This is a genomic window from Oceanibaculum sp. (genome assembly GCF_022449305.1).
Taxonomy (GTDB): domain Bacteria; phylum Pseudomonadota; class Alphaproteobacteria; order Oceanibaculales; family Oceanibaculaceae; genus Oceanibaculum; species Oceanibaculum indicum.
In genome coordinates this window covers 1-25,513 of sequence record NZ_JAKUSO010000052.1, presented here as the reverse complement: position 1 = coordinate 25,513, position 25,513 = coordinate 1, and the positions used below count along the sequence as shown (strand labels likewise).

27 protein-coding genes are annotated in these 25,513 nt (G+C 66.5%); 16 read left to right on the top strand and 11 right to left on the bottom strand.

What is annotated here, in order from left to right:
• The 3 genes from MK313_RS14095 to MK313_RS14085 all read left to right on the top strand — a co-directional run.
• The coding region (locus MK313_RS14095; RefSeq protein WP_287782333.1) for an efflux RND transporter permease subunit at positions 1–1,910 on the top strand (1,910 nt) is incomplete at its 5' end.
• Positions 1,903–3,315: an efflux transporter outer membrane subunit gene (locus MK313_RS14090; protein ID WP_008944359.1), complete on the top strand. Its 1,413-nt coding sequence runs from the start codon at positions 1,903–1,905 to the stop codon at positions 3,313–3,315. The genes MK313_RS14095 and MK313_RS14090, both read left to right, overlap by 8 nt.
• Before the next feature lie 91 nt (positions 3,316–3,406).
• Positions 3,407–4,303 (top strand): NAD(P)-dependent oxidoreductase, encoded by an 897-nt coding sequence (locus MK313_RS14085; protein ID WP_287782331.1) that lies wholly within the window; start codon positions 3,407–3,409, stop codon positions 4,301–4,303.
• Positions 4,304–4,306: 3 nt separating this feature from the next.
• On the opposite strand, the gene MK313_RS14080 is transcribed toward MK313_RS14085, so the two are convergent.
• On the bottom strand, positions 4,307–5,071 hold the full coding sequence (locus tag MK313_RS14080; RefSeq protein ID WP_287782330.1) for an SDR family NAD(P)-dependent oxidoreductase: 765 nt from the start codon (positions 5,069–5,071) through the stop codon (positions 4,307–4,309).
• Between the two features lie 137 nt (positions 5,072–5,208).
• On the opposite strand from MK313_RS14080, the gene MK313_RS14075 reads away from it, so the two are divergent.
• From MK313_RS14075 to MK313_RS14045, 7 genes are all read left to right on the top strand, one after another.
• Positions 5,209–5,709 carry a host attachment protein gene (locus MK313_RS14075; protein WP_287782328.1) on the top strand — a complete coding sequence of 167 codons (501 nt, stop codon included), beginning with the start codon at positions 5,209–5,211 and terminating at the stop codon, positions 5,707–5,709.
• 215 nt (positions 5,710–5,924) lie between these two features.
• Positions 5,925–7,001 (top strand): phosphotransferase family protein, encoded by a 1,077-nt coding sequence (locus tag MK313_RS14070; RefSeq protein WP_287782326.1) that lies wholly within the window; start codon positions 5,925–5,927, stop codon positions 6,999–7,001.
• A gap of 9 nt (positions 7,002–7,010) precedes the next feature.
• Positions 7,011–8,192, top strand: coding sequence for an acyl-CoA dehydrogenase family protein (locus MK313_RS14065; protein WP_287782325.1), 1,182 nt, complete (start codon positions 7,011–7,013; stop codon positions 8,190–8,192).
• Positions 8,189–8,956 (top strand): SDR family NAD(P)-dependent oxidoreductase, encoded by a 768-nt coding sequence (locus MK313_RS14060; RefSeq protein ID WP_287782323.1) that lies wholly within the window; start codon positions 8,189–8,191, stop codon positions 8,954–8,956. The genes MK313_RS14065 and MK313_RS14060 overlap by 4 nt, the downstream gene beginning before the upstream one ends.
• A 4-nt stretch (positions 8,957–8,960) precedes the next feature.
• A complete protein-coding gene (locus tag MK313_RS14055) occupies positions 8,961–9,707 on the top strand; it encodes a FadR/GntR family transcriptional regulator (RefSeq protein WP_287782321.1) in 747 nt (248 codons plus the stop codon).
• Positions 9,704–10,420, top strand: a complete 717-nt coding sequence (locus MK313_RS14050; RefSeq protein ID WP_287782319.1) for a nitroreductase — start codon at positions 9,704–9,706, stop codon at positions 10,418–10,420. Before MK313_RS14055 ends, MK313_RS14050 begins: the two co-directional genes overlap by 4 nt.
• Positions 10,421–10,535: 115 nt before the next feature.
• On the top strand, positions 10,536–11,648 hold the full coding sequence (locus tag MK313_RS14045) for an NADH:flavin oxidoreductase/NADH oxidase (RefSeq protein ID WP_287782317.1): 1,113 nt from the start codon (positions 10,536–10,538) through the stop codon (positions 11,646–11,648).
• A 143-nt stretch (positions 11,649–11,791) separates the two neighbouring features.
• On the opposite strand, the gene MK313_RS14040 is transcribed toward MK313_RS14045, so the two are convergent.
• Positions 11,792–12,895, bottom strand: a complete 1,104-nt coding sequence (locus MK313_RS14040; RefSeq protein ID WP_287782315.1) for a M14 family metallopeptidase — start codon at positions 12,893–12,895, stop codon at positions 11,792–11,794.
• A 183-nt stretch (positions 12,896–13,078) separates the two neighbouring features.
• Here MK313_RS14040 and MK313_RS14035 point away from each other — a divergent pair, with 183 nt between their 5' ends.
• Complete coding sequence (locus MK313_RS14035) at positions 13,079–14,341, top strand: MFS transporter (protein ID WP_287782313.1); 1,263 nt, start codon at positions 13,079–13,081, stop codon at positions 14,339–14,341.
• A complete protein-coding gene (gene phnN / locus MK313_RS14030; protein WP_287782311.1) occupies positions 14,334–14,921 on the top strand; it encodes a phosphonate metabolism protein/1,5-bisphosphokinase (PRPP-forming) PhnN in 588 nt (195 codons plus the stop codon). The genes MK313_RS14035 and phnN overlap by 8 nt, the downstream gene beginning before the upstream one ends.
• 208 nt (positions 14,922–15,129) lie before the next feature.
• On the opposite strand, the gene MK313_RS14025 is transcribed toward phnN, so the two are convergent.
• From MK313_RS14025 to phnG, 8 genes are read right to left on the bottom strand one after another with little or no spacing between them, the layout of a single operon-like run.
• Positions 15,130–15,699, bottom strand: coding sequence for a phosphonate degradation HD-domain oxygenase (locus MK313_RS14025; protein ID WP_287782309.1), 570 nt, complete (start codon positions 15,697–15,699; stop codon positions 15,130–15,132).
• A gap of 24 nt (positions 15,700–15,723) precedes the next feature.
• Complete coding sequence (locus MK313_RS14020; protein WP_287782307.1) at positions 15,724–16,869, bottom strand: alpha-D-ribose 1-methylphosphonate 5-triphosphate diphosphatase; 1,146 nt, start codon at positions 16,867–16,869, stop codon at positions 15,724–15,726.
• Positions 16,869–17,582, bottom strand: a complete 714-nt coding sequence (phnL, locus tag MK313_RS14015; RefSeq protein ID WP_287782305.1) for a phosphonate C-P lyase system protein PhnL — start codon at positions 17,580–17,582, stop codon at positions 16,869–16,871. The genes MK313_RS14020 and phnL overlap by 1 nt, the downstream gene beginning before the upstream one ends.
• A gap of 2 nt (positions 17,583–17,584) precedes the next feature.
• Positions 17,585–18,355 carry a phosphonate C-P lyase system protein PhnK gene (gene phnK / locus MK313_RS14010; protein WP_287782303.1) on the bottom strand — a complete coding sequence of 257 codons (771 nt, stop codon included), beginning with the start codon at positions 18,353–18,355 and terminating at the stop codon, positions 17,585–17,587.
• Positions 18,352–19,221, bottom strand: coding sequence for an alpha-D-ribose 1-methylphosphonate 5-phosphate C-P-lyase PhnJ (locus tag MK313_RS14005; protein ID WP_287782301.1), 870 nt, complete (start codon positions 19,219–19,221; stop codon positions 18,352–18,354). The genes phnK and MK313_RS14005 overlap by 4 nt, the downstream gene beginning before the upstream one ends.
• Position 19,222: 1 nt before the next feature.
• On the bottom strand, positions 19,223–20,332 hold the full coding sequence (locus MK313_RS14000; RefSeq protein WP_121218309.1) for a carbon-phosphorus lyase complex subunit PhnI: 1,110 nt from the start codon (positions 20,330–20,332) through the stop codon (positions 19,223–19,225).
• 3 nt (positions 20,333–20,335) lie between these two features.
• The gene (phnH, locus tag MK313_RS13995; protein ID WP_008944340.1) at positions 20,336–20,935 is read right to left on the bottom strand and encodes a phosphonate C-P lyase system protein PhnH; all 600 of its coding nucleotides are present in this window, start codon (positions 20,933–20,935) and stop codon (positions 20,336–20,338) included.
• 2 nt (positions 20,936–20,937) lie between these two features.
• Positions 20,938–21,405, bottom strand: coding sequence for a phosphonate C-P lyase system protein PhnG (phnG, locus tag MK313_RS13990; protein ID WP_121218307.1), 468 nt, complete (start codon positions 21,403–21,405; stop codon positions 20,938–20,940).
• Positions 21,406–21,547: 142 nt separating this feature from the next.
• Between phnG and phnF the strand changes: the two genes are divergently transcribed.
• Complete coding sequence (gene phnF, locus MK313_RS13985) at positions 21,548–22,282, top strand: phosphonate metabolism transcriptional regulator PhnF (protein WP_287782298.1); 735 nt, start codon at positions 21,548–21,550, stop codon at positions 22,280–22,282.
• 3 nt (positions 22,283–22,285) lie between these two features.
• Here the strand turns inward: phnF and mscL are convergent, their stop codons facing one another.
• Entirely contained in the window at positions 22,286–22,729 is a 444-nt protein-coding gene (gene mscL / locus MK313_RS13980; protein ID WP_287782296.1) for a large conductance mechanosensitive channel protein MscL, read from the bottom strand.
• A 230-nt stretch (positions 22,730–22,959) separates the two neighbouring features.
• Here mscL and phnC point away from each other — a divergent pair, with 230 nt between their 5' ends.
• From phnC to MK313_RS13965, 3 genes are all read left to right on the top strand, one after another.
• Positions 22,960–23,820 carry a phosphonate ABC transporter ATP-binding protein gene (gene phnC, locus MK313_RS13975; protein ID WP_008944336.1) on the top strand — a complete coding sequence of 287 codons (861 nt, stop codon included), beginning with the start codon at positions 22,960–22,962 and terminating at the stop codon, positions 23,818–23,820.
• A 78-nt stretch (positions 23,821–23,898) separates the two neighbouring features.
• The gene (gene phnD, locus MK313_RS13970) at positions 23,899–24,882 is read left to right on the top strand and encodes a phosphonate ABC transporter substrate-binding protein (protein ID WP_008944335.1); all 984 of its coding nucleotides are present in this window, start codon (positions 23,899–23,901) and stop codon (positions 24,880–24,882) included.
• A gap of 122 nt (positions 24,883–25,004) precedes the next feature.
• A partial coding sequence (locus MK313_RS13965; protein ID WP_416054141.1) for a PhnE/PtxC family ABC transporter permease occupies positions 25,005–25,513 on the top strand: 509 nt, incomplete at its 3' end.

The window sequence follows — 25,513 nt, the reverse complement described above, 5'->3', positions numbered from 1 at the left end:
ATGTCGAGCGCAACATGACGCAGAACAAGCTCAGCCCAAAAGACGCCGCGTTAAAGGCGATGGAGGAGGTGAGCGGACCGGTCATCGCCATCGTCCTGGTGCTGAGCGCGGTGTTCATCCCGGTCGGGTTCCTGGGCGGCCTTGCCGGCGAGATGTACAAGCAGTTCGCCATCACCATCGCGGTGTCGGTGCTGATTTCGGGCATTGTTGCGCTGACTTTGTCGCCGGCTTTGTGCGCGGTGTTCCTGAAGCCGACCCATTCCGAGCCGCTGGCGCCGTTCCGCTGGTTCAACCGGGCCTTCGAGAAACTGACCGACGGCTATGCCGCGGGCGTGCGCTTCTTCCTGAAGCGCGCCTTCATGGCGGTGCTGGTGTTCGCGGCGGTGCTGGGGGCGACCTATCACCTGTTCGAGAAGGTGCCGGGCTCGCTGGTGCCGGCTGAGGACCAGGGCTATGTGATGGTGGTTTCCATCCTGCCGCCCGCCGCCTCGCTGGACCGCGCCACGAAGGTTATGGACCGGGTCAGCGGCGACCTGCTGCAGCACCCCGCGGTGCAGAATGTGGTCAGCTTCGCCGGCTTCGACATCCTGTCGGGCGGTATCCTGAAGACCAGCGCCGGCGTCGCCTTCGTGCCGCTAAAGGACTGGTCGGAACGGACCGAGGCGCAGAATGACGCGCGCAACCTGGTCGGCACCTTCATGGGCATGGGCAGCCAGGTCCGCGATGCCATCGTGCTGGCCTTCAACCCGCCGCCGATCACCGGCATCTCGATGACCGGCGGGTTCGAGCTGTATCTGCAGGACCGCACCGGCGCGGGCAGCGTGAAGCTGGCCGAAGCTGCCAACAAGCTGGTGCAGGCCGCCAGCCAGCGGCCGGAGCTGCAGGGTGTCAGCACGACCTTCTCCACCTCCGTGCCGCAGTACAAGGTGACAGTGGACCGCGAGAAGGCGAAGGCGCTTGGCGTGCCGCTGCCGGACATCTTCGATGCCATGCAGAGCACCATGGGTACGCTCTATGTGAACGACTTCACGCTCTATGGCCGCAGCTACCGCGTGAACCTGTCGTCCGAGGCACAGTTCCGCGAGAAGCCGGACGATCTGCGCCACATCTTCGTGCGCTCGGGCGATGGCAGCATGATCCCGCTGGATGCGCTGCTGAAGATCGAACGGCAGATCGGGCCGGACCTGATCGAACGCTTCAACATCTTCGCGGCCGCCAAGATCCTCGGCGGGCCGGCGCCGGGCTACAGCTCTGGCCAGTCGCTCGACGTGATGGAGGAATTGGCGACCGAGCTGTTCGGCACCGACTATGTCATCGCCTGGACCGGCTCGGCCTATCAGGAGCGCACCACGGCGGGCACGGCGGGCATCGCCTTCGTGTTCGGTCTGGTGATGGTGTTCCTGATCCTGGCGGCACAGTATGAGCGCTGGTCGCTGCCGGTTGCCGTGCTGCTGGCGGTGCCGTTCGGCGTGTTCGGTGCGATCACGGCGATCTGGCTGCGCGGTTTGGAGAATGATGTGTATTTCCAGATCGGCCTGATCACGCTGATCGGGCTGGCGGCGAAGAACGCCATCCTGATCGTTGAGTTCGCCGTCCTGAAGCGCAAGGAGGGCCTGTCCATCGAGCAGGCGGCGCTGGAAGGGGCGCGGCTGCGCTTCCGGCCGATCATCATGACCTCGCTGGCCTTCATCCTGGGTTGCGTGCCGCTGGCGATCAGCACCGGCGCGGGGTCGGCCAGCCGCCACTCCATCGGTACCGGCGTCATCGGTGGCATGCTGGCGGCGACCTTTCTTGCCACCTTCCTGATCCCCACCTTCTACAAGCTCGTGTCGCGGATGACAGAACGCCGCACCAAGAAGAAGCCCAAGCATGACGATACCAGCAGTCAGGAGAAGACCGCCGATGCGTAATACCCTTCTTGCCGCCGGCCTGGCCGCGCTGCTGGCGGGCTGTTCCATGGGGCCGGACTATCAGCGCCCCGAGATCGACATGCCGCAGCAATGGGGCAGCACGGTGGTCGTCGCCTCGCAGGTCGATCCCTACTGGTGGCGCGCCTATGGCGATCCGGTCCTCTCCGACCTGGTGGAGGAGGCGCTGGCTGCCAACTCCGACATCGCCCTGGCGGCGGCCCGTGTGGCCGAGGCAAGGGCGCTGGCCGGCTTTGCCCGTGCCGACCGGCTGCCGCGCCTGGATGCGGAAGCCGGTGCCCAGCGTGCGCGCACCAGCGACGACTTCACGACGCCTAGCACGCCGAACCCGGTGAACAGCCTGCGCATCGCCGGTGTCGTCAGCTACGAGCTTGACCTCTGGGGGCGCCTTGCCCGCGCGGACGAGGCGGCGCGTGCCGACCTGCTCGCCAGCCAGGCGGCGCAGGATACGGTGCGGCTCTCCGTCGCCGCCGATGTGGCGTCCGGCTATTTCAACCTGCGGGCACTGGATCATCAGGTCGAAATCGCCGAGCGCACGCTGAAGGCACGGCAGGATTCCTACGATCTGCAGCGTGCCCAGTACGATAATGGCGTGGTCACCGAACTGGCGCTGCGCCAGGCCGAATCCGAGCTGGCGGCGACGCGCGCCCAGCTTCCCAATCTGCGCCAGCAGCGCGCCATCCAGCGCAATGCGCTTTCCGTGCTGCTGGGCCGCGCGCCGCGCGCCCTGATCCAGCAGGATGTGGCCCGCGGCATGGCGGTCGATGTGCTGCCGGTGCCGCCGGTGGTGCCGGACTTCATGCCGTCGGCGATCCTCGACCGGCGCCCCGACCTTCAGCAGGCCGAACAGCAGCTGGTCGCCGCCAACGCGCAGATCGGGGTGGCCAAGGCCGCCTTCTATCCGAACATCGCGCTGACCGGCACGCTGGGCCAGCAGAGCCGGGAACTGGGCGATCTGTTCAATGCCGGCAACGGTATCTGGAGCCTGGCCTCGAACCTGACCTCGCCGATCTTCGATTTTGGCCGAAACCAGTCGAATCTGGAGGCCAGTGAGGCGCGCCGTCAGCAGGCCCTCATCAGCTATGGCCAGACCGTGCGCGTTGCCTTCCGCGAGGTGCTGGATGCTTTCGAGCAGCAGCAGGGCAGCACCGAGAGGCTGACCGCCATTGATGGGCAGGTGGATGCGCTGCGCCGGACCGTGGAACTGGCCGAGGACCGGTACGAAGGCGGCTATACCTCCTATATCGAGGTGCTGGACGCACAGCGGACCCTGTTCCAGGCCGAGCTGGACCAGTCGGAAGCGCTGCGCGACCGGCTGCAGGCCTCGGTCGAGCTGTACAAGGCGCTGGGTGGCGGCTGGAGTGCCAACGCTGCAGCCAGCCGGTAAGGCTGGTCTGTAGAGGCTGCCATGCGGGCGTGAGGCTCGCCCTGCGCATCGGCTCGCGCTACCGTGCCCTCAAAATTCGGGAGGGTAGCGAATGAGCAAGGACAAGGCGGGCACGGTGGGTTTCATCGGGCTCGGCGTGATGGGCGAGCCGATCTGCCGCAACATGCTGCGCAAGAGCGGCCGGGACTTTCTGGTCTTCGACCTGAATGACGCGCCGCTGCAAAGGCTGGCGGCTGACGGGGCGCGGCTGGCGCCCGGCATTGCTTCTGTTGCCGATGCCGTCGATCTGCTGTTCCTGTCGCTGCCCGGCGGCAAGGAGGTGGAGGCGGTCTGCCGCGCGCCGGACGGGCTTCTGGCGAAGGCTCGGCCCGGACAGATCATCGTCGATATGTCCACCGCGCCGGTCGGACTGACCCGCACGCTGGCGGAAGAATTCGCGGCGAAGGGCGCGGTGTTCTGCGATGCGCCGGTGGCGCGCACAAGGCAGGCGGCCATCGACGGCACGCTCAGCATCATGGTCGGCGCCGACGAGGCGACCTACGGGACAATCCGCCCGCTGCTGGAGCACGCCGCCAGCGAGGTGACTTTGTGCGGGCCGGTCGGCTGCGGCCAGATCGTGAAGATCATGAACAATATGGTGCTGTTCCAGACCGTGGTGGCGTTGGCCGAGGCCCTGTCGATCGGCGGCAAGGCCGGCATCGACGAGAATGTACTGCTGGAGACCATGAGCAAGGGCTCCTCCGACAGTTTCGCGCTTCGCAATCACGGCATGAAGGCAATGCTGCCGCGCAGCTTCCCGGACGAGGCTTTCCCCACTGATTACGCGCTGAAGGATGTCAGCTACGCGCTGGACCTCGCCCGCGATGTCGGCGTAACGGCGGACGGCGCGCAGCTGGCCAGCGACATGCTGAAACGCTCCAGCGACGCCGGCAATGGCAGGGCCTATTTCCCGGCGCTGATCCGGCTGCTGGACGCGCAGGGCAAGTAATGGCTAGAGCGTCAGACCGCCATCGACATGGATGGCCTGGCCGGTGATGTAGCTGCCCTCCGGCCCGGCCAGCAGGGCGATCATCGCCGCGATGTCGTCAGGCCGGCCCAGCCGGCCCAGCGGGATGCGCGCGACGGCCTGCTTCCAGCGCCCATCATCCATCGCGGACCGGCCGGAGACCGCATCCTTCTGCACATAGCCCGGCACCACCGCATTCACCGTGATGCCCTGTGGCGCCATCTGCGCGGCCAGCGAGCGAGTCAGCGCCTCCAGCCCGCCCTTGGCGGCAGCGGAGGCAGTGAAGGCGTCGCCATCCAGCCGGAACACATGGGCGACGAAGGAGCTGACGGTGACGATCCGCCCCGCTGGCGACTGTGCCAGCAGCGGCTGCGCTGCCTTGGCGAGGCGGAAGCTGCCGCGCAGGATGACGTCGATGGAACGGTCGAGCCCTTCCTCGTCCAGCTCCTGCAGCGTGCGGCGGTCGGCGAAGCCGGCATTGGCGATCACCCCGTCCAGCCGGCCGAAATGCTTCTGGCAGTCGGAGACCAGCATGCCCGCCGTCTCTGGCTCGGCGAGATCGCCGACCGCGACCTGGCAGGCAGCACCCTTCGCCGTGCATTCCTCAGCCACGGCCACGGCTTTTTCGCGCTTCGATCCGGTATGGACCAGCAGGCCGATGCCCGGCCCCGCAAGCCGGCGGCAGACCGCCGCCCCGATGCCGCTGCCGGCTCCGGTCACCAGATAGACGCGCTGGATTTCGCCCGACATGATTACCTCTCCCGTTTCGTCGCGGCTGCAGCCTAGCAAAGCGCCGCGACGAATTGACCAGCCATCTGCAAGCGGCGCTGCGAATCGCCATATGCAGAAGAGGTACTGTAACGAAACCTGCATAAAGGGAGGCAAGCATGAGCAAGACCATGTGGTTCATCGTCGCCGATGGGGCGCAGGCGCGGATCTTCGCCAATGAGGCGGACAAGGGCGGGCTGGCGCTGGTTACCCAGCTCAGGAACGACAAGGCGCGGCTTCCAGGCGCGAAGCTGGGGCGCGACAAGCCGACCCGCGTGCAGGAAAGCGCCAACCCGGGACGCTCCGCCAACGAACCGCATGTCGATCCTAAATCGAAGGAGAAGCAGCGCTTCGCCCATCAGCTTGGCAGCCATATCGAGGAGGCGGCGACGAAGGACAAATTCGCCAGCTTCGTGCTGGTGGCGCCGGCGCGGGCCGCGCGGGAAATCCGGGCGGCGCTGGGCAATGCTTCCCGCGACCGTCTGCTCGGCATCGTGAACAAGGATCTGTCCTGGGTCGGCGATGCCGACATGGCGACGCATGTGCAGGGCTTCGGCCGGCGGCTGCAGCGGCCGCGCATCTTCGCCCGGCTGTTTCCCGGCCAGCCGGTCCCGGAATAGGGGTTGCGGATTTTCCATGGATGTCATGCCCGGACTTGATCCGGGCATCCAGGGGCGGTGCCCAGCCTGGACCGTCTCAGAACGCGGCCCCTGGATTGCCGGGTCAAGCCCGGCAATGACAATTTTAAGCTGGTTGACCGCTGCCTTCCAGGACGGCTTGACGCCTTCTGATCCTCTGCTAGCATTGTCGGACAATCGGACAAAGAGGATCGCCGATGCAGAACGGTCCCGCGCTGAAAGATGTGGAGGAGGCGCTGGCCCTGCCGCTTGACCGGCTGGCGGGGCATCTGGCCGAGCATGAGCTGAAGCTTGACCGCGACGTGCCAGTCCGCCAGTTCGCGCACGGTTTCGGGAATGTGAATTACCTGCTGTCGGTCGATGGTGTTGAGACCGTGCTGCGCCGCCCGCCGCTGGGGCCGATTCCGCCCGGCGCCAACGACATGAAGCGCGAGCATACGGTGCTCTCCGTGCTGTGGCGCGCCTATCCCTATGCGCCGAAAGGCATCCATTTCTGCGGCGATGAGAGTGTCATCGGCGCGCCCTTCCAGCTGATCGAATATCGCGAGGGGCTGGTGATCGGCGCGGAGATGCCGCCGGAGCTGGCCGGCAACGCCGAAGCCGGCGCGAAGCTGGGTGGCGAGCTGGTGCGGCTGATGGCGGATTTCCATGCCGTCGATCCGGCGGCTATCGGCCTCGGCCAGTTCGGCAAGCCGGAGGGGTTTCTGGAGCGCACGCTGGCCGGCTGGGTGAAGCGCTGCCGACTCGCCATGGAAGGGCCGGACCCGCATCAGCCGACAAAGGCCTTCGCGGAGCTGGTGGCCTGGCTGGAAGGCCAGAAGCTGCCGCCCTCTGCCGTTACCCTGCTGCATAACGATTTCAAGCTCGACAATGTGATCCTGGACCCGGCTACGCTGGACCCCATCGCCGTGCTCGACTGGGACATGGCGACGCGCGGCGATCCGCTGTTCGACCTCGCCATCATGCTGGCCTACTGGACAGAGGCGGGCGACCCGCCGGCGATGCACGAGCTGAAACAAATGCCGACTGCCGGACCCGGCTTTCCGACGCGCAGCGATCTGGTCACCGGCTATGGTGCGGTCAGCGGGCGCGACGTTTCCGACATGCTCTATTACCGGGTGCTCGGCATGCTGCGGCTGGCCGGCATCTTTTTGCAGCTGCACCGGCGCTGGCGCGAGGGCGGAACCACCGACCGGCGGTTCGCCGGCTTCGGCACGTTGGCTGACGGGCTTATCGACTTCGGCTGGGATATCGCCCGCGGCCGGGCCTTCTAGGGGGAAAGAATGATCGATTTCGCGCTGACGGACCGTCAGAAGGAACTGAAAGAGCGGGTGACCGCCTTCATCGACGGCACGGTGATTCCCTACGAAGCCGACAAGCGCCGCACCAGCCACGGCCCGACTGACGAGCTGCGGCAGGAGCTGAACGCGCTGGCCAAAAAGGCCGGGCTGTTCGCGCCGCATGTCTCGGCGGAATTCGGCGGCATGGGTCTCGGCCATGTCGATTGCGCCATCGTGTTCGAGGCGGCGGGCCGCTCGCCGCTCGGCCCGGTTGCGCTGCATTGCGCCGCGCCGGACGAGGGCAATATGCATCTGCTGGAGAAGGTGGCGACGGCAGAGCAGAAGGAGAAGTACCTGCGTCCGCTGGCCAGTGGCGCGTGCCGCTCCTGCTTTGCCATGACGGAGCCGATGGGGGCGGGCGCCGACCCTAGCGAGATGAAGCCCGAGGCGCTGCCGGACGGCAAGGGCGGCTACACCATCCATGGCCGGAAATGGCTGATCACCGGGGCCGATGGCGCGGGTTTCACCATCATCATGGCCAATGTTGTCGATCCGGGTGGGAAGGAAGGCCCGACCATGTTCCTCTCGCCGCTGCCGGCGGAGGGGGTGATCCTGGAACGGCTAATGGACACGATGGATTCCAGCTTCACCGGCGGCCATGGCGAGATCGTCTATGACGGGCTGCGCGTCGGGCCGGAGGCGGTGCTGGGGGAAGTCGGCGAGGGCTTCCGCTATGCGCAGGTGCGCCTCGCCCCGGCGCGGCTGACCCATTGCATGCGCTGGCTGGGCGGCGCGACCCGCGCGCAGGAGATCGCCATCGCCTATGCCCGCGAGCGCCACGCCTTCGGCAAGCCCATCGGCGAGCATGAGGGGGTGGGCTTCATGCTGGCCGATAATGAGATCGAGATCCAGCAGGCCCGGCTGATGATCTGGCACACCGCCTGGCTGCTGGACCAGGGCGAGCATGCCCGCCACGAATCCAGCATGTCCAAGGTTGCGGTGTCGGAGGCGCTGTTCCGCATCGTGGATCGCTGCGTGCAGGTACTGGGCGGCCGGGGGATGAGCCGCGATACGGTGGTGGAGCAGCTGTTCCGTGAAATCCGGGGCTTCCGCATCTATGACGGCCCGTCCGAGGTGCATCGCTGGGCCATCGCGAAACGCTTGATGAGGGCGAACCGGAAATGACGAAGACTCAGTTCGACCTGAGCGGCAAGACCGCCATCGTCACCGGCGGCGGGCGCGGCATCGGCCGCGCCATTGCCGAAGCACTGGCCGCGCACGGTGCCGCCGTGGCGCTGGCGGGGCGCAACGAGGCCAATTTGCAGCAGGTGGCCGATGCCATCCGTGCCGAGGGCGGCACGGCCAGCTGGCATGGATGCGACGTGACGGCGGAGGCGGAGGTCGCGGCGCTGCGCGACGCGGTGCTGGCCACCCATGGCCGCATCGACATTCTGGTGAACAATGCCGGTATCGATCCGCATTACGCGCCGATGGAGCGCACGGACCCAGCGGAATGGCAGCATATTCTGGATGTGAACCTGACCGGCGTGTTCCTGTGCTGTCGCCTGATCGGCCCGGCCATGCTGGAGCAGGGGCGCGGCTCCATCATCAATATCAGCTCCATCGCCGGCCATGTCGGGTTGAAGCGGCAGGTGCCCTATTGCGCAACCAAGGGCGGCGTTGAGCAGCTGACCAAGGCGCTGGCGCTGGACTGGGCGGAGCAGGGGGTGCGGGTGAACGCCGTCGCCTATGGTTTCGTCACCACGGACCTGACCAGCTCCATCCTTTCGCACAAGCATATCGGGCCGAAGCTGCTGGCGCGCACGCCGATGGGCCGGTTCGGCACGGTGGAGGAGGTCGGCGGGGCGGCCGTGTTCCTGGCCTCCGACGCGGCCAGCTATGTCACCGGATCGACCGTGCTGGTCGATGGCGGCTGGACGGCGGGCTGAGGCGATGAGCTTCGCCCGGCTCGACCGTGCGCCCGGCTACCGCCTGCTGGCGGAGGCGGTGGAGCGCGAAATCCTGGAAGGCCGGCTGAAACCCGGCGACCGGCTGCCGACAGAGACAGAGTTCGCCACCCAGTTCGCGGTGAACCGGTCCACCGTGCGCGAGGGCATCCGCCTGCTGGAGGAAAGCGGGCTGGTGCGGCGCGAGGAGGGCAGGCGGCTGTTCGTCGCCCGGCCGGAGACGTCGGCGCTGGCGCAGCGCATGAGCCACGCCATGGTCATGCATGAAGTCACCTTCCGCGAGCTGTGGGAGACGATGATGGCGCTGGAGCCGATGGCGGCCGAGCTGGCGGCGGCCAACGCCACGCCGGAACAGATATCGGCGCTGGCGGCCAACCTAAGCGAGACGCGGGCGGTGCTGGCGGACCGGCAGAATGTCACCCGGCTGGATATCGCCTTCCATGCGCTGGTGGCGGAAGCCTCAGGCAACCGCGCGCTGCTGCTGTCGCGCGATGCGCTGGGGCGGCTGTTCTACCCGGCCTTCGAGGCAGTCATCAGCGGCCTGCCGGCGGCACCGGAGCGGCTGCTCACGGCACATACCGCCATCTACGAGGCGATCCGCACCGGCGATGCCGCCGAGGCGCGGCGCTGGATGGAGCGCCACATCATGGATTTCAAGCGCGGCTTCGAGCGGATGGGGCTGGACCTTGCCGCCCCCATCGCGCTGCCGACCGGACAGGAGAAGACAAAGTGACCGATCCCCGATTCACCTATCCGCCTGAGGCCGATCTGCCCGCCAGCGTGGACGAGGCCATCACCAGCCGGCGGTCGGTGCGCGCCTTCCTGCCGACCCCGGTGCCGCGCACTCTTGTAGAACATATCCTTGAGGTCGCGGCGCGCGCACCCAGCGGCACCAACACCCAGCCCTGGAAGGTGCAGGCGGTGGCGGGCGAACCGCTGGCAGCACTTGTGCGCGACATGCTGGCCGCCCATGACGATCCGGAGAACATCACCGACCGGGAGTACGAATATTACCCGACGCAATGGTACGAGCCTTACCTGTCGCGCCGCCGCAAGGTTGGCTGGGACATGTACGGGCTGCTTGGCATCGGCAAGGGCGACAAGGAGAGGATGCACCACCAGCACGGGCTGAACTACACGCTGTTCGGCGCGCCGGTCGGGCTGTTCTTCTCCATCGACCGCAAGCTGGAAAAGGGCAGCTGGCTGGATTACGGCATGTTCCTGCAGAACATAATGATCGCCGCGCGCGGCCACGGCCTGCACACCTGCCCGCAGGCGGCGCTGGCAACCTATCATCCGGTGGTGCGCCGGCACCTGTCGGTCCCCGACGACGAGATGATCATCTGCGGCATCGCGCTGGGCTATGAGGACAAGTCGGCGCTGGTGAATACGCTGCGCACCGAGCGCGAGCCGGTCGCCGGCTTTGCCCGCTTCCACGGCTGGTGATGCCGCCTTGTGATGCTGATAGCGAAACAGTGACTTTCGCGGTCGCCGGTTTCTCCGTTCCGCGTCCGCCTCTATCCTGATGGCATATCCTTTTCCGACATCTGGAGTCTCCTGAATGGCAAGTGTGCTTTTCTCGCCCATCGAGTTGCGCGGCTTGACCCTGCCCAACCGCATCGCCGTCTCGCCGATGTGCCAGTACAGCGCCGCCGATGGCAGCGCCACCGACTGGCATCTGGCGCATCTGGGGCAGCTGTCGATGTCCGGCGCCGGGCTGCTGATCAGCGAGGCCATCGCGGTGGAGCGGCGCGGCCGCATCACCCATGGCTGCCTCGGCCTCTATTCTGACGATAACGAGGATGCGCTGGCGCGCGTCATCGCCTTCTGCAACCGGCATGGCCAGACGCCGTTCGGCGTGCAGCTCGCCCATTCCGGCCGCAAGGGGTCGGTGCATCATCCCTGGAATGGCGGCAAGGGGCTGGCGCCGGACGAGGACCCGTGGGAGACCATCTCCTCCACCGGCGAGGGCTATGACGACTGGCCGGCGCCGAAGATGGCCGACGAGGCGGAGCTGAAGCGGCTGAAGGACACCTTCGTGCAGGCGACCATCCGGTCCGACCGGCTGGGCGTGGAGCTGATCGAGTTCCACAACGCGCATGGCTATCTCGGCAACGTCTTCCTGTCGCCACTGGTGAACAACCGCGATGATCGCTATGGCGGCTCCTTCGAGAACCGCATCCGCTTCCCGCTGGAGACCTTCGAAGCGATGCGCAAGGCCTGGCCGGCGGACAAGCCAATGGGCGTGCGCATTCCCGGCAGCGACTGGGTCGAGGAGGGCGGCTGGAACGTCGAGGATGCGGTGAAGTACGCCGGTGCGCTGAAGGAGGCAGGGGCCGACTATGTCGTCGTTTCCAGCGGCGGCGTGGTGCCGCAGCAGCGCATCAAGGTCGGCCCGTCCTATCAGGTGCCCTTCGCCGCCGAGGTGAAGGCCCGGACCGGGATTACCACCATGGCCGTCGGCATGATCACCGAGCCGAAGCAGGCGGAGGAGATCATCGAGAGCGGCAAGGCCGATATGGTCGCCCTCGCCCGCTCCTTCCTCTACAACCCGCGCTGGGCCTGGCATGCCGCCGAGGCGCTGGGTGCCGAGACGCCCTACTACCCGCCGCAGTACCTGCGCGCCAAGCCGGAGACCTGGCCGCACGTCTTCCCTGGCCGCGCGCGGAAGTAGGGGCGCCTTCAGCCGGAGGCAGGGCACCGCCCCTGGACCCCCGGATCAAGTCCGGGGGTGACATTTATGAGATTGTCATTGCCGGGCTTGACCCGGCAATCCAGGGCGGCTGTCTGAGAGGACGCGGTTAAGCTGACAGCCGCTCAACTGGCCGCCAGTCCGTCCTGTGCCTGGCGGAGAATCTGGCGGCTGCGGTACAGCACCATCTCCTTCCAGTCCGGCGTGTCGGGGTAATATTGCCGGCGGATCTGCGCCTTGATGCGCTTCGTCTCCGGGTCGTTCCAGTCCACATTGGTATAGGCGTGCAGCCAATGGTCCTCGCGCAGCGCGCGGCGGCCTTCCTCCGGCGTGTAGGTGCCATATTCCAGCGCCACGAAGGTGACCTTCTCGCCCAGCAGGAACTCCCAGCCGAATTCGCTCAGGCCGGCCTTTGCGGTGGAGGAGGAGGTGCCGAGCAGCGGCTCCGTCACCGACTGGCCGTACCAGGCCTTGGCGCGGTTCACCGCCACGCCGTCGATGGGATGGTTGCAGATCGGCTCGCCATAGCCGAACGGGCCGAGGCCGGTGTGATAGTCGATGACGGCGACCAGATCAGCGTTCTTCACGCCGAAATCGTCGACGATCTTCTCGGTCGTCTGGCGCGACCAGGTCGGCCCGAAGCCGCCGAAGAAGAAGCCGGTCGGGTGCTTGTACTGGCCGCCGCCGCGCGCCTCGGAGAATTTCCAGAGCCCGTGCTTCTCCTTGTAGGCGGCGATCTTCGCCTCAGCCTCCTCGAACACCTTGCCGGACAGCTCGGACGGCAGCAGCGCGTCGGCCAGCTCGTCATAGCCGGGATTCTCCGGCAGCGGCTTGGAGAAATCGACATGGTTGCGGTTCAGGTCCACGCCTTCCTCGGTGACGCGGCGCAGCCAGGCGAAGCCATGCGGGTTAATCGCATGGATATGCAGCGCGGCGACACCCTTCGGCAGGGTCAGCGGGCCGCCGGAAGACAGCCAGTCGATCTGCCCGCCGGAGCCGGTGAAGCCTTCCACGCCATGCGTCCCGGCGATGCTGACCAGCACCTTCTTCGCATCCTTCGGGCCGAACCAGGCGGCATCCGTCGTCAGCTCCTCGCCCAGCGGCCCGCGATTGGGGTTCACATAGGCCTTCGGCTCCACGCCATAGGCGCGGCAGCTGTTGCGGAACTTCTCGCGCGCTTCCGCGTAATCGGCGGAAAAGCAGTGGCGGACGGCGGTAAGGATATCCATGGCGACCTTCTTGGCAGGGCTATTGGAAAAGATCGCCTAGCCTGCGGGAGAGCGGTCCTGCGGGCAAGACCTCGTCAGCGGGCCAGCGATGCGCCGGGTGCAAGGCCGCTGCCAGCCCGGCACGCTTGACCGGGATGAAGGGGGCAGGCTAAGTGCGCACGGTTCCGTTGGGGTGGGGGAAGCGTGACGGCAAACGAAACCAGTCTGGACCGGCCCAGCTTCCGCGCCTATGCCGCCTGGATGCTGGGGTCGGCCTTCTTCTGCTACGCCTTCATCCTGCGCGTCTCGCCCAGCGTCATGGTGACGGAGCTGATGCGCGATTTCGCGGTCAGCGGCGCCATCCTCGGCCATCTCTCCGCCTTCTATTTCTACGCCTATGCCAGCCTGCAGCTGCCGGTCGGCATCCTGCTCGACCGCATCGGCCCGCGCCGGCTGATGACCGGCGCCATCGCCACGGTGGCGCTGGGCAGCATCGTGTTCGGCCTGGCGCCGACGGTGGAGGTCGCCTATGCCGGGCGGCTGATGATCGGCATAGGCTGCGCCTTCTCCTGGGTCGGCGCGCTGACGCTGGCGACGCAATGGCTGCCGCCCTCGCGCTTCGCCATGCTGTCGGGCATCAGCCAGTTCGCCGGCACCGGCGGCGGCATATTGGGGCAGGCGCCGCTGGCGGCGCTGGTTGGCATCATCGGCTGGCGCGATGCCATGCTGGGTATCGGCTTCACCGGTCTGGCGCTGGCGCTGGCACTGTGGCTGGTGGCGCGCGACAAGCCCTATGCCGGCAGTGGCAGCGGCACCATCATGGGCGGGCTGAAGCGGGTGATGGCGAACCGGCAGAGCTGGTACGCGGCGCTGATCGGCATGTCGATGACCGGTCCGATGCTGTCCTTCACCGGCCTGTGGGCCGTGCCGTACATGACCGCCGCCTATGGGCTGGATCGCGCGACCTCCGCCTCGACGCTGGCGACCAGCTTCTTCGGCTGGGGCGTGGGCGCCATCGCCATCGGCTGGCTGTCCGACCGGATGGAGCGCCGCAAGCCGCTGCTGATCGCCGGGACGCTGGGCTCCACCCTGACGCTGGCGGCGATCCTCTACCTGCCGGGCGTGCCGCTGCTGATGGTGACGGTGCTGCTGTTCCTGAACGGCTTTGCCTCGGCCTGCATGGTGCTGACCTTTGCCGCCGCGCGGGAGCTGAACGCGCCGCGCTCCAGCGGCGCGGCCTATGGGCTGGTGAATACCTGTGTGATCGGCAGCGGGGCGATCTGCCAGCCGCTGATCGGCTATCTGCTGGATGTGAACTGGACCGGCCGGATGGAGGAGGGCGCGCGCCTCTATTCGGTTGAGGCGTTCCATGCCGCCTTCCTGGTGCTGCCGGCCTCTTGCTGCATCGGCGTGCTGTGCGCCATGCTGCTGCGCGAAACCTATTGCCGGCAGCAGGTTGATGGCTGAGGGATATCTGGTGCTCGTGGTTGGCCCGTCCGGGGCCGGCAAGGACAGTCTGCTGGATGGCGCGCGCGCCGCGCTGGCCGGCGATCCGCGATTCGTCTTCGTAAGGCGGGAGATCACCCGGCCGGCCGATTCCGGCGGCGAGGACCATATCGCCGTCACCGAGGCCGAATTCCGCGCCCGGCAGGCGGCTGGGGGATATGCGCTGTCCTGGGACGCGCATGGCCTCGGCTATGGCATCCCGAAAAGCGTGGAGGGCGATCTGGCTGCGGGCCGTACGGTGATCGCCAATGTCTCGCGCGGCGTACTGGACGAGGCGCGTGGGAAATATGGCCGTGTCGCCATTCTCAGCATCACCGTCTCGCCGGAGATTCTAACCGCCCGGCTGCGGGCGCGCGGCCGCGAGACGGAAGACCAGATCGCAGGCCGGCTGGACCGTGCGGCTGCCTTCCGCGTGACCGGTCCGGATGTGATCGAGATACGCAATGACGGCGACCTCGCGGAGTCCGTCGCCGCCTTCGTCGCGGCCCTGCGGGGGCTGGCCTCCGGCGATTCCGGTTCCCCCTCACCCAGCTCTGCCTAATCTCGCCTTCGGCTCGATAAGGCTGTGCAACCCTCTCCCGCAAGGGGAGAGGGAGCAGAAAAGTGCAGAATTATCCCAGCGGTACAGTTCCTCCGGCCGTCATTCCCGGGCTTGACCCGGCAATCCAGGGCAGCAGGCTGAGACGACCCAGGCAGGGCACCGCCCCTGGACCCCCGGGTTAAACCCGGGGGTGACAAGAAGAGTATTCTTACCCCAGCAGCGAGGCCGTGACGTGCCGGCGGAAATGCTCCAGCGGCGGGGTGACCGCGTCCTTGAGCTTCGCCATGTCGTCCCAGCGCCGCAGCATGACCGCGTCGCGGGCGTAGGGCAGGTCGATGAATTCCAGCTCCTCGGTGCGGTCGAACGGACCGCCCTGCATTTCCAGGCTCTTCTTGGAGCCTTCGGAAAGCCCGTCCCAATAGGCGATGTCGGTGGCACAGAGATAGCGCTTGGCATCGACATGCAGCCGCACCGGCTGGGTCACGTCCGGGCCGAACCAGTGCTTCAGATAGCGTTCGGCCTGCGCCTCATGGCGGGCATCGACGCCACTGTCGCGCATCTGGTGCGCCCGGTCGTCGATCAGATGGCCGATATCGTGCAGCAGGGCAGCGGTGATAAGGGGAGACTCGGCACCAGCCTGTTCCGCCAGCATGGCGCATTGCAGGGCGTGCTGAAGCTGGCTGACGCATTCCCCGCCATAATCGGCGTCGCCCTTACGCGTCAGGATATCGAAGATCACATCGACCGGATCGGCCGGCGCCGTCATCTGCACACTCATTTTACTCCCCACTTTTTTGATTGGTCAGGCGATCCTGTCTCCCTCGCGCCAGACATGGCGGACCAGCGGCAGGCCCTGATGCTGCGTCACGCGCACCAGATCGGCGCGCTTGCCGGCGGCGATCTCGCCGCGGTCGCCGAGCTTCAGCATGCGGGCCGGGTTGCGGCTGACCGTAGCGACCGCATCCGGCAGGGTCAGCCCGTGCTGGTCGTGCAGCTTGAAGGCGGCGTGCAGCATGCTGATCGGCACATAGTCTGAGGACAGCGCGTCCAGCAGCCCTTCCTCGGCCAGTGCATGGGCGGCGATGTTGCCGGAATGCGAGCCGCCGCGCACCACGTTCGGCGCGCCCATGATGGTGGTCATGCCGCGTTCGCGCGACGCGCTGGCGGCTTCCATCGTCGTCGGGAACTCGCTGATGGTGATGCCAAGCTCCGCCGATTCCTCGACATGGGCCAGCGTCGCATCGTCATGCGCGGCGGTCGGAATACCGCGTTCGCGGCAGGCCTCGGCCAGGGTGCGGCGGTGGAGATCGGCATATTTCTCCTGATTCGCCTTGGTCGAGATGATCATCGCCTGCAGCTCGGAATCGGAGACATTGTGCTTCTTCTGGTAGTACAGCGCGTACTGCGCCAGATCGACGAACTGGCGCTGGCCGGGCGTGTGGTCCATCAGCGAGACCAGCTTCACCAGCGGGTGGTCGCTGACCTTGTCGAAAAGCTCCAGCACGATGGGGTCGGCAACCTCGCAGCGCAGATGCAGCAGGTGGTCGGCGCGGGTCAGCCCGGCGGCGCGCGCCTGATCGACCGCCTCGACGCTGAGGTCCAGCAGCTCCAGCCGGGTGGACTGGCCGATGGTGTTGCCTAGCACTACCGCGTCGAAGACGGTGGTGATGCCGGCCGCCGCGATCTGCGCGTCATGCGCCAGCAGGGCCGGAACGCCGGGCCAGCGCACGCCGGGGCGCGGGGCCAGATGCTTTTCCAGATTGTCGGTGTGCAGCTCGATCAGACCGGGCAGCAGATAATCGCCGTTCAGGTCGATGGCGCCGGCGGCCTGGCTGCGGCCTTCCGATATCTCCGCGATGTGGCCGTCGCGCACCAGCACGGTGCCGCTTTCCAGCACGGAATCGGCAAGCACGATGCGGGCATTGGTCAGGATCGTCTCGGCACTCATCAGGCAGCCACTTTGTCGCTTGGGGTTATGGTCAGGGTGCGGGTGGCGAGGGCTTCGCGTACAGCCGCATCATGGAAGATACCGACAATCGCGGCGCCGCGCGCGCACGCTTCTGTTACAAGTTCGACGACCGTCTGGCGGTTATCGGCATCCAGCGAGGCGGTCGGCTCGTCCAGCAGCAGGGCGGGATAGTCCACCACCATGACCCGGGCAATGTTTACGCGCTGCTGCTCGCCGCCGGAGAAGGTGCCGGGCGGCAGGTGCCACATCCGCTCCGGGATGCGCAGTCGGGCGAGGATGGTGCCGGCGCGCTCCCGCGCCGTTTCTTCCGCGATGCCCAGCGCCAGCAGCGGCTCCATCACCAGCTCAACCGTCGGCACGCGCGGGATGACGCGCAGGAACTGGCTGACATAACCCAGGCTGCGGCGGCGGATATCCAGCACGGTGCGCGGGGCGGCGTGGGTGATGTCCACCAGATCGCCGTCATGGCGGATCAGCACCTGGCCCTGCTGCGGCAGGTAGTTGGCATAGAGGCAGCGCATCAGGCTGGATTTGCCCGCCCCTGACGGGCCGTCCAGCACCACGCAGTCGCCGGCCTCCACTGTGAAGCTGACATCCGACAGGACGGGGATGTGCGTTGCCCCCTGCATGTGCAGGGTGAAGCTCTTTCCAAGGTCTTCCACCGCGATGCTGGTCTTGTCGTCGTAATTCATGGTCACACCGGCAGGATCGAGGAGACGAGAAGCTGGGTGTAGGGGTGCTGCGGGTCGTCCAGCACCTGGTCGGTCAGGCCGTGCTCCACCACCTGGCCGCGCCGCATGACCATCAGCCGGTGCGCCAGCAACCGCACCACGCCCAGATCGTGGGTGACGATGATGCAGGCGATGCCCAACCGGTTCACCAGCGTGCGGATCAAATCGAGCAGACGAGCCTGCACCGAGACGTCGAGGCCGCTGGTTGGCTCGTCCATGAAGACGAGGCGCGGCTGCGTCACCAGGTTGCGGGCGATCTGCAGGCGCTGCTGCATGCCGCCGGAGAAGGTGGTCGGCAGATCGTCGATGCGCCCGGTCTCGATCTCGACGCGGGTGAGCCAATCCTCCGCCTCGGTGCGGATATTGCCGTAATGGCGCGCCCCGACGGCCATCAGACGCTCGCCGATATTGGCGCCGGCGGAGACCTCCATGCGCAGCCCGTCGCGCGCACTCTGGTGCACAATGCCCCAGTCGGTGCGCGTCAGCATGCGGCGTTCCGGTTCCGACAGCGCCCAGATGTCGGTCGGCCCCTGGCCGCGCATGTCATAGGCGACGGTGCCGGAGGTCGGGGCAAGCTGTGCCGACAGGCAGCGCAGCAGCGTGGTCTTGCCCGACCCCGATTCGCCGACGATTCCCAGCACCTCGCCGGGGAACAGCTCGAAGCCGACATCGCGGCAGCCGGTATGGGCGCCATAGCTCTTGGTCAGTCCGCTGACTGTCAGAAGCGGGGTCATGCCGCTTGCTCCTCTTCCGCGCCGCGATGGCCGGCGGCCACGCGCTCACCGCAATAATCCGTGTCGGAGCAGACGAAGATCCGCCCGCCCTTGTCGTCGGTCACGATCTCGTCGAGATAGGAATCGGTGGCCCCGCAAATGGCGCAGGCGCGGTCCCACTTCTCGATCTGGAAGGGGTGATCCTCGAAATCCAGGCTCTCGACCTTGGTATAGGGCGGGATCGCGTAGATGCGCTTCTCCCGGCCTGCACCGAACAGCTGCAGTGCCGGCGAATTATCCAGCTTCGGATTGTCGAATTTCGGGATCGGGCTGGGGCTCATCACATAGCGGCCATTCACCCGCACCGGATAATCGTAGGCGGTGGAGATATGGCCGTAATGCGCGATATCCTCATACAGCTTCACATGCATGACGCCGTAATCGGCCAACCCGTGCATCTTGCGGGTCTCGGTCTCGCGCGGTTCCAGCCAGCGCAGTGGCTCCGGGATCGGCACCTGATAGACCATGATCTGGCCCTCGGCCAGCGGCGCCTCCGGGATGCGGTGGCGGGTCTGGATCAGCGTTGCCTCGCGCGTCTTGTCGGTGGTCGCCACACCGGTCGTCTGCTCGAAGAAGCTGCGGATGTTCACCGCGTTGGTGGTGTCGTCGGCCCCCTGGTCGATCACCTTCAGCGTGTCGTCCGGGCCGATCACGGCGGCGGTCACCTGGATGCCACCGGTGCCCCAGCCATAGGGCAGCGGCATCTCGCGGCTGCCGAACGGCACCTGATAGCCGGGGATCGCGACCGCCTTCAGGATCGAGCGGCGGATCATCCGCTTCGTCTGCTCGTCGAGATAGGCGAAATTATAGCCCTCAACCTTGCTCATCTCAGTCCGCCGCCTCCTCGATATCGCGCTCGGCTGCTGCCGCCTGGTTGGCGGCGGCCTCGCGCATCTTGCGCACCAGCACCAGCTCCGCCTGGAAATCGACGTAATGCGGCAGCTTCAGATGCTGGGTGAAGCCCGACGCCTCCACATTGTCGGCGTGGTACAGCACGAACTCCTGGTCCTGTGCCGGCGCCTTTACCGACTCGCCCAGTTCAGAGGCGCGCAGCGAGCGGTCCACCAGCGACATCGCCATCGCCTTGCGCTCGCAATGGCCGAAGGTCAGCCCATAGCCGCGGGTGAATTTCGGCGCCTCGGTGGCCGATCCCTGGAACTGGTTCACCATCTGGCATTCGGTGACGGTGATCTCGGCGATCTCGATGGGGAAGCCCAGCTCCTCCGGCACGAACTCAACGGCAACCTCGCCCATGCGGATCTCGCCGGCGAAGGGATGGTTCTTGCCATAGCCGCGCTGGGTGGAATAGCCCAGCGACAGCAGGAAGCCCTCGTCGCCGCGCGCCAGCGCCTGCAGCCGGACATCGCGGTCGGCGGGGAAGGTCATCGGATCGCGGGTCAGGTCGCCAACCTCTTTCGCGTCATCCGCATTCTCCGGCTCGATCAGCCCATCATGGCCAAGGATGTCGGCGACGCGTGGCATCGACCCGTCCAGCGGCTCCGGCGCTTCCTCGGTGGCCGGCAGGCTGCCGCCTTCAGCCAGGTCGAAATCCAGCAGGCGCAGCGTGTAGTCGAAGGTCGGCCCCAGCACCTGGCCGCCCGGTAGATCCTTGTAGGTCGCGGAGATGCGCCGCCGGACCGCCATGCGCGCGGTGTCGATCGCCTCCGCATAGCCGAGGCGGGGCAGGGTGGTGCGGTAGGCGCGCAGCAGGAAGATCGCCTCGATGATGTCGCCGCGCGCCTGCTTCACGGCCAGCGCCGCCAACTCGCGGTCATAGAGCGCGCCTTCCGCCATGACGCGGTCCACGGCGAGCGACAGCTGCTCGTCGATCTGCGCCAGCGTGATCTCAGGCACGGCGGGGTCGCCGCGCCGCTCCTCCGCCAGCAGCTTGCGGGAATTCTCGATGGCGCGCTGCCCGCCCTTTACGGCGACATACATGGCTCAGCCCTCCATCCGGTCGATGCGTGTGGTGCGTGGCAGGCCGGCCAGCTGATGGCCGGCGACCAGAAACAGGTCCAGCCCGCGTGGAAATAGTTTCGCGTTTTTCTGCCAGTCAGAGTCGAAGCCGGCGTGCAGCGCATTGATCTTCAATGTTTCTTCCTGCGCGATGCCGGGGCCGCTCAGGCGATAGGCCGGCCCGTCCGACAGGCTTTCCACCTGCCGGATCAGCGTGGCGGAGCGGTCGGGATAGGCGTCGGTACCGGCATCGAAACCCGACAGCGTCTCCGGCGTGCCGGCCAGCAGGGCGAAGCGCGCCTGCGCCTTGTCGCTGACCAGCGGGCTGCCGCAATGGAAGCGCAGCCAGTCGCGCACGGCGGGCGTATCGGCGGCTTCGTCCAGCCAGACCGGTGTCTCGTAATCGAACAGCGCCAGCGCCAGCGCGGCGGTGGCCGGCATCAGCGGCTGTGGCGCGGCGTCCGGCAGCAGGTCCGGCATCGTGACGATGCGGCCGGGGCGGGACAGCGCGTCGAGTGCGGCGCGGAAGGCGCGCTGGCTGTCCAGCGTGGTGTCGTTGAAACCGGCGAGCAGCGTGTCTGTCATCGTCATTCCCCGCGCACCATGGTGAAGAAATCGACCTTCGTGGCCGCGGCCTTGCGCGAGGCCGTCTCGCGCGCCTCCCGGGCGGCCTGCTCCAGCGGCGCGATGATCGCGGCGTCGAGCGAGTCACGCTGCGCGGTGTCCTGCATCAGCGCGTCGATCAGGGCGGCGCGTGTCGCATGCTGGCGGTCGCGCCCGCCGACATAGCCATGGCCGACCCGGCCATCGGGCAGCCGCACGGCGCAGCGGGTCATCGTCATCTCGCCCAGATTGAAACGCTGGCCGGTGCCGCCGGCGCGGCCGCGCACCATGACCATGCCGGTCTCCGGCTGGCGCAGATAGGAGAAGTCCTGGGCAGAACCAACCTGCTGCCACAGCGCTTCCAGCGCCTTCGGCTCGGCCTTGGCGAGCACGGACATCCAGCGCTGCCGCTCGGCCTGTCCTGCCGGCTGTGTCGGTGTCGGGGACGCCATTCTATACCTCTGGTAAATTTGTATAGACATCCGTATCAATTTTCATCACTATGCTCCCGCGCCCCGGTTTCGTAAAGGGGGCAAGTTGTGCATTTCCTGTGACGAAGCGGTTGAGCGGGTGCGCCGGAAAGCAGAGGTAAGGATGCAGGATTTATCGCGCGGGGACGGTGTCGCGCTGTGGCGGCAGATCGAACAGGCGATCACCCAGGATATCGCTGAGGGGCGGTTCGAGCCCGGCGACCGGCTGCCGACGGAAAAGCAGCTGGCCGAGCGCTTCCGGGTGAACCGGCATACGCTGCGCCGCGCGATGGAGGCGCTGGAGGCCAACGGGCTGGTGCGCATCGAGCAGGGGCGCGGCTCCTTCGTGCAGGAGCATGTGCTGGATTACGCGCTGAGCGAGCGCACGCGCTTCTCCGAGATCGTGTCGGCGCAGAACCGGATTCCTGCCGGACGGCTGATCGACAGCGCCACGCTGCCGGCCAGTCAAGAGGTCGCGGAGCGGCTGAATATCGCGCCTGGCGCGCCCTGCATCATGCTGCGCATGCTGGGGGCCGCCGATGGCAGGCCGATCACCTATGGCAATAATTACTTCCCGGCTGACCGGTTCCCGAACGCGGCGTCGGTCTATGGAGAAAAGGGCTCCGTCACCGAGATGCTGCGCGCGCATGGGGTTACGGATTATCGCCGTAAGCTGACCCGCATCACCGCCCGCATGCCGAGTGAGGATGAGGCGGCCATGCTGGCGCAGCCGCGCACCCGGCCGATCCTGCTGGTCGAGGCGGTCGATGCCGATCTGGACGGCGTGCCGGTGCGCTACGGTTATGTGCGCTTTGCGTCAGAGCGGGTGCAGCTCGTCTTCGACACGCCGGAAGATTAGCGGTTACGGGCGCGGCTGTTTCAGCAGGTCGCGGATTTCCTCCAGCAGCACTTCCTGGCGCGGCGGCGCGGGCGGGGCGGACGGCTTTGCCTCTTCCTTGGCTGAGAGCCGGTTGATCTGCCGCACCACCATGAAGATCGCGAAGGCGATGATCACGAAGTTCACGATGGTGTTGACGAACTTGCCATAGGCCAGCGTGGCGACGCCGGCCTCCTTGGCTTCCTGCAGGCTGGCAAAGTCGCCCTCACCCAGGGTGATGAAGTAGTTGGAGAAGTCCAGCCCGCCCAGCAGCACGCCGAAGGGCGGCATGATGACGTCATTGACCAGCGAGGAGACGATGCCGCCGAAGGCGGTGCCGATCACAACGCCGACCGCAAGGTCGATCACGTTGCCGCGCATGGCGAAGGTCCTGAATTCCTTCAGTACGCTCTTCTTGTCGTCGCTCATCCTCATTTCTCCTTCATCCCGGCCTTCATTCCGGCCCATAGCGCCCCACGATCAAGGGCACTTCCTGCAGCCTAATCCGAATTTCCACGATTTTCATAGGCTTATCGGCTGACGGCATAACAGGCCAAGTCGGCTGGGGAAAGCATTGCAAATTCGTCAAGTAAGCGTCACCGAACCGTAACGGGCGGCTGATACACCGGACACCGATCCGCACCACTGACGGGGATGGTATGTCAACCGCGATCACGGTTTCCGGCCTCAGCAAGACTTTCGGGCAAACGCGCGCCCTGAACGACGTGTCGCTGCTTGTCCAGAAGGGCGAGATGGTGGCGCTGATCGGCGCTTCCGGCTCCGGCAAGTCCACCCTGCTGCGCCATGTCGCCGGGCTGGTTGGTGGCGATCCGGCCAGTGGTAAGGGCCAGGGCGGCAAGGGCGAGGTCCGCATCCTGGGCGAGACGGTGCAGTCGGGTGGCGCGGTATCCCGCGACGTCCGCCGCATCCGCGCGCATATCGGCTTCGTCTTCCAGCAGTTCAATCTGGTGAACCGGCTGTCGGTACTGACCAATGTGGTCACCGGCGTGCTGGGCCGCATACCGGCCTGGCGCGGCACGCTCGGCCTGTTTACCCGCGACGAGAAGCTGATGGCGATGCAGGCGCTGGCGCGCGTCGGCATGGACCAGTATGTGGCGCAGCGCGCCTCCACCCTGTCGGGCGGCCAGCAGCAGCGCGCCGCCATTGCCCGCGCGCTGGTGCAGCAGGCGGAGGTCGTGCTGGCGGACGAGCCTATTGCCTCGCTGGACCCGGAATCGGCGCGCCGTGTCATGGAGATCCTTGCGACCATCAACCGCGAGGACGGCATCACCGTCGTCGTGTCCCTGCATCAGGTGGATTACGCGCTGCGCTACTGCCCGCGCACCGTCGCCATGCGGGCCGGCGAGATCATCTATGACGGGCCGAGCGAGGCGCTGACGCCGGACTTCCTGCGCGAGCTTTACGGCGCCGACAGCGAGGAGCTGATCCTCGGCGACTTCATCAGGAATCAGAGGCCGGAGCCCGTCGCGGCTTCCCCGGCCCTGGTGGCCGCGCACTGACGGCGGCTGTTGCGTGACCTTCGGGGGAAGGACGCGAAAGACCGGGACTTTCCGGTGACGAAATCAGGAGGTAGTGGAATGCTTCGCAAAATGCTTGCGGGTGCCGTGGTCGCGATGACCGCGCTGACCGCCGGTGCGCAGGCGGCCGAGATGAAGGAGCTGAACTTCGGCATCATCTCGACCGAATCCTCGCAGAATCTGAAGACTGTCTGGCAGCCCTTCCTCTCCGACATGGAGAAGAAGCTGGGCATGAAGGTGAATGCCTATTTCGCGCCGGATTATGCCGGCATCATCGAGGGCATGCGCTTCAAGAAGGTCGATGTCGCCTGGTACGGCAACAAGTCGGCCATGGAAGCCGTGGACCGCGCCAATGGCGAGATCTTCGTGCAGACCGTCGCCGCTGATGGCAGCGCCGGCTACTACTCGCTGCTGATTGCGCACAAGGACGTGCCGGTCAACGATCTGAAGGCCGTGGTCGAGAACGGCAAGGACTACACCTTCGGCAATGGCGATCCCAACTCGACCTCCGGCTTCCTGGTGCCGAGCTACTATGTGTTCGCGCTGAACGGCATCGATGCCAAGCAGCATTTCAAGCGCATGGTCACCGCCAACCATGAGACCAATGCGCTGGCCGTTGCCAACCGCCAGGTCGATATCGCGACCAACAACACCGAGAGCATGGACCGGATCAAGCAGAACTTCCCGGAGAAGTATGCCCAGATCAAGGAGATCTGGCGCTCCCCGCTGATCCCGTCCGACCCGATTGTCTGGCGCGCCGACCTGCCGGCCGAGGCCAAGAGCAAGATCAAGGCTTTCTTCATGGATTACGGCGTGAAGGGCCCGAACGTCGAAGCTGAGAAGAAGGTGCTGGCCGGCCTGTCCTGGGCGCCGTTCCGTGAGAGCAGCAACGATCAGCTGATCCCGATCCGCCAGCTTGAGCTGTTCCGCTCCAAGACCCGGATCGAGAATGACGACAAGATGGCGGCGGCCGAGAAGCAGCAGAAGCTCGGCGAGATCAACGCCCAGCTCGACGCGCTGAACAAGAAGATGAAGACCAACTAAGGTCCGCAACGACTGGAGGCCGGCGCCGGGAAACCGCGCCGGCCCCAGTTTTTGAATCCGATCTTTCTGCCATGACCCACTTCCGCCGCCCCAAACCCATTGCCTCCACCAAGGAGATGGCCATGACGACCCGGACAGGCGCTGCCGACGCCGCGCTGGCGCTGCCGCCCCGCGACCTGAAGAAATCGCTGCTGAGCTATCTCGGCTGGGGTCTGTTCCTGGCCGTGCTGATCTGGTCCTGGGAAGGGGCGGAGATGCGTCCGCTGGACCTGATCCGCGATGCCGGCAACATGGCGACCTTCGCCAAGGATTTCTTCCCGCCGGATTTCCGCCAGTGGGAATTCTATGTCGAGGAGATGCTGATCACGATCCAGATCGCGCTGTGGGGCACGGTGCTGTCGATCGTCGCCGCCGTTCCCTTCGCGCTGCTGGCGTCCGAGAACATCGCCCCCTGGTGGATCAACCAGCCGGTGCGACGCCTGATGGACATGCTGCGCGCGATCAACGAGATGGTCTTCGCCATGCTGTTCGTGGTCGCGGTCGGCCTCGGGCCGTTCGCCGGCGTGCTGGCGCTGTTCATCCACACCACCGGCGTGCTGGCCCAGCTGTTCTCCGAGGCGGTGGAGGCCAT

Bases quoted from the DNA above. Each gene is read 5' to 3' on its own strand.
- MK313_RS14090 (WP_008944359.1), top strand. From the start codon at position 1,903: ATGCGTAATACCCTTCTTGCCGCCGGCCTGGCCGCGCTGCTGGCGGGC.
- MK313_RS14085 (WP_287782331.1), top strand. From the start codon at position 3,407: ATGAGCAAGGACAAGGCGGGCACGGTGGGTTTCATCGGGCTCGGCGTG.
- MK313_RS14080 (WP_287782330.1), bottom strand. From the start codon at position 5,071: ATGTCGGGCGAAATCCAGCGCGTCTATCTGGTGACCGGAGCCGGCAGC.
- MK313_RS14075 (WP_287782328.1), top strand. From the start codon at position 5,209: ATGAGCAAGACCATGTGGTTCATCGTCGCCGATGGGGCGCAGGCGCGG.
- MK313_RS14070 (WP_287782326.1), top strand. From the start codon at position 5,925: ATGCAGAACGGTCCCGCGCTGAAAGATGTGGAGGAGGCGCTGGCCCTG.
- MK313_RS14065 (WP_287782325.1), top strand. From the start codon at position 7,011: ATGATCGATTTCGCGCTGACGGACCGTCAGAAGGAACTGAAAGAGCGG.
- MK313_RS14060 (WP_287782323.1), top strand. From the start codon at position 8,189: ATGACGAAGACTCAGTTCGACCTGAGCGGCAAGACCGCCATCGTCACC.
- MK313_RS14055 (WP_287782321.1), top strand. From the start codon at position 8,961: ATGAGCTTCGCCCGGCTCGACCGTGCGCCCGGCTACCGCCTGCTGGCG.
- MK313_RS14045 (WP_287782317.1), top strand. From the start codon at position 10,536: ATGGCAAGTGTGCTTTTCTCGCCCATCGAGTTGCGCGGCTTGACCCTG.
- MK313_RS14040 (WP_287782315.1), bottom strand. From the start codon at position 12,895: ATGGATATCCTTACCGCCGTCCGCCACTGCTTTTCCGCCGATTACGCG.
- phnN (WP_287782311.1), top strand. From the start codon at position 14,334: ATGGCTGAGGGATATCTGGTGCTCGTGGTTGGCCCGTCCGGGGCCGGC.
- MK313_RS14025 (WP_287782309.1), bottom strand. From the start codon at position 15,699: ATGAGTGTGCAGATGACGGCGCCGGCCGATCCGGTCGATGTGATCTTC.
- MK313_RS14020 (WP_287782307.1), bottom strand. From the start codon at position 16,869: ATGAGTGCCGAGACGATCCTGACCAATGCCCGCATCGTGCTTGCCGAT.
- phnL (WP_287782305.1), bottom strand. From the start codon at position 17,582: ATGAATTACGACGACAAGACCAGCATCGCGGTGGAAGACCTTGGAAAG.
- phnK (WP_287782303.1), bottom strand. From the start codon at position 18,355: ATGACCCCGCTTCTGACAGTCAGCGGACTGACCAAGAGCTATGGCGCC.
- MK313_RS14005 (WP_287782301.1), bottom strand. From the start codon at position 19,221: ATGAGCAAGGTTGAGGGCTATAATTTCGCCTATCTCGACGAGCAGACG.
- MK313_RS14000 (WP_121218309.1), bottom strand. From the start codon at position 20,332: ATGTATGTCGCCGTAAAGGGCGGGCAGCGCGCCATCGAGAATTCCCGC.
- phnH (WP_008944340.1), bottom strand. From the start codon at position 20,935: ATGACAGACACGCTGCTCGCCGGTTTCAACGACACCACGCTGGACAGC.
- phnG (WP_121218307.1), bottom strand. From the start codon at position 21,405: ATGGCGTCCCCGACACCGACACAGCCGGCAGGACAGGCCGAGCGGCAG.
- phnF (WP_287782298.1), top strand. From the start codon at position 21,548: ATGCAGGATTTATCGCGCGGGGACGGTGTCGCGCTGTGGCGGCAGATC.
- mscL (WP_287782296.1), bottom strand. From the start codon at position 22,729: ATGAGCGACGACAAGAAGAGCGTACTGAAGGAATTCAGGACCTTCGCC.
- phnC (WP_008944336.1), top strand. From the start codon at position 22,960: ATGTCAACCGCGATCACGGTTTCCGGCCTCAGCAAGACTTTCGGGCAA.
- phnD (WP_008944335.1), top strand. From the start codon at position 23,899: ATGCTTCGCAAAATGCTTGCGGGTGCCGTGGTCGCGATGACCGCGCTG.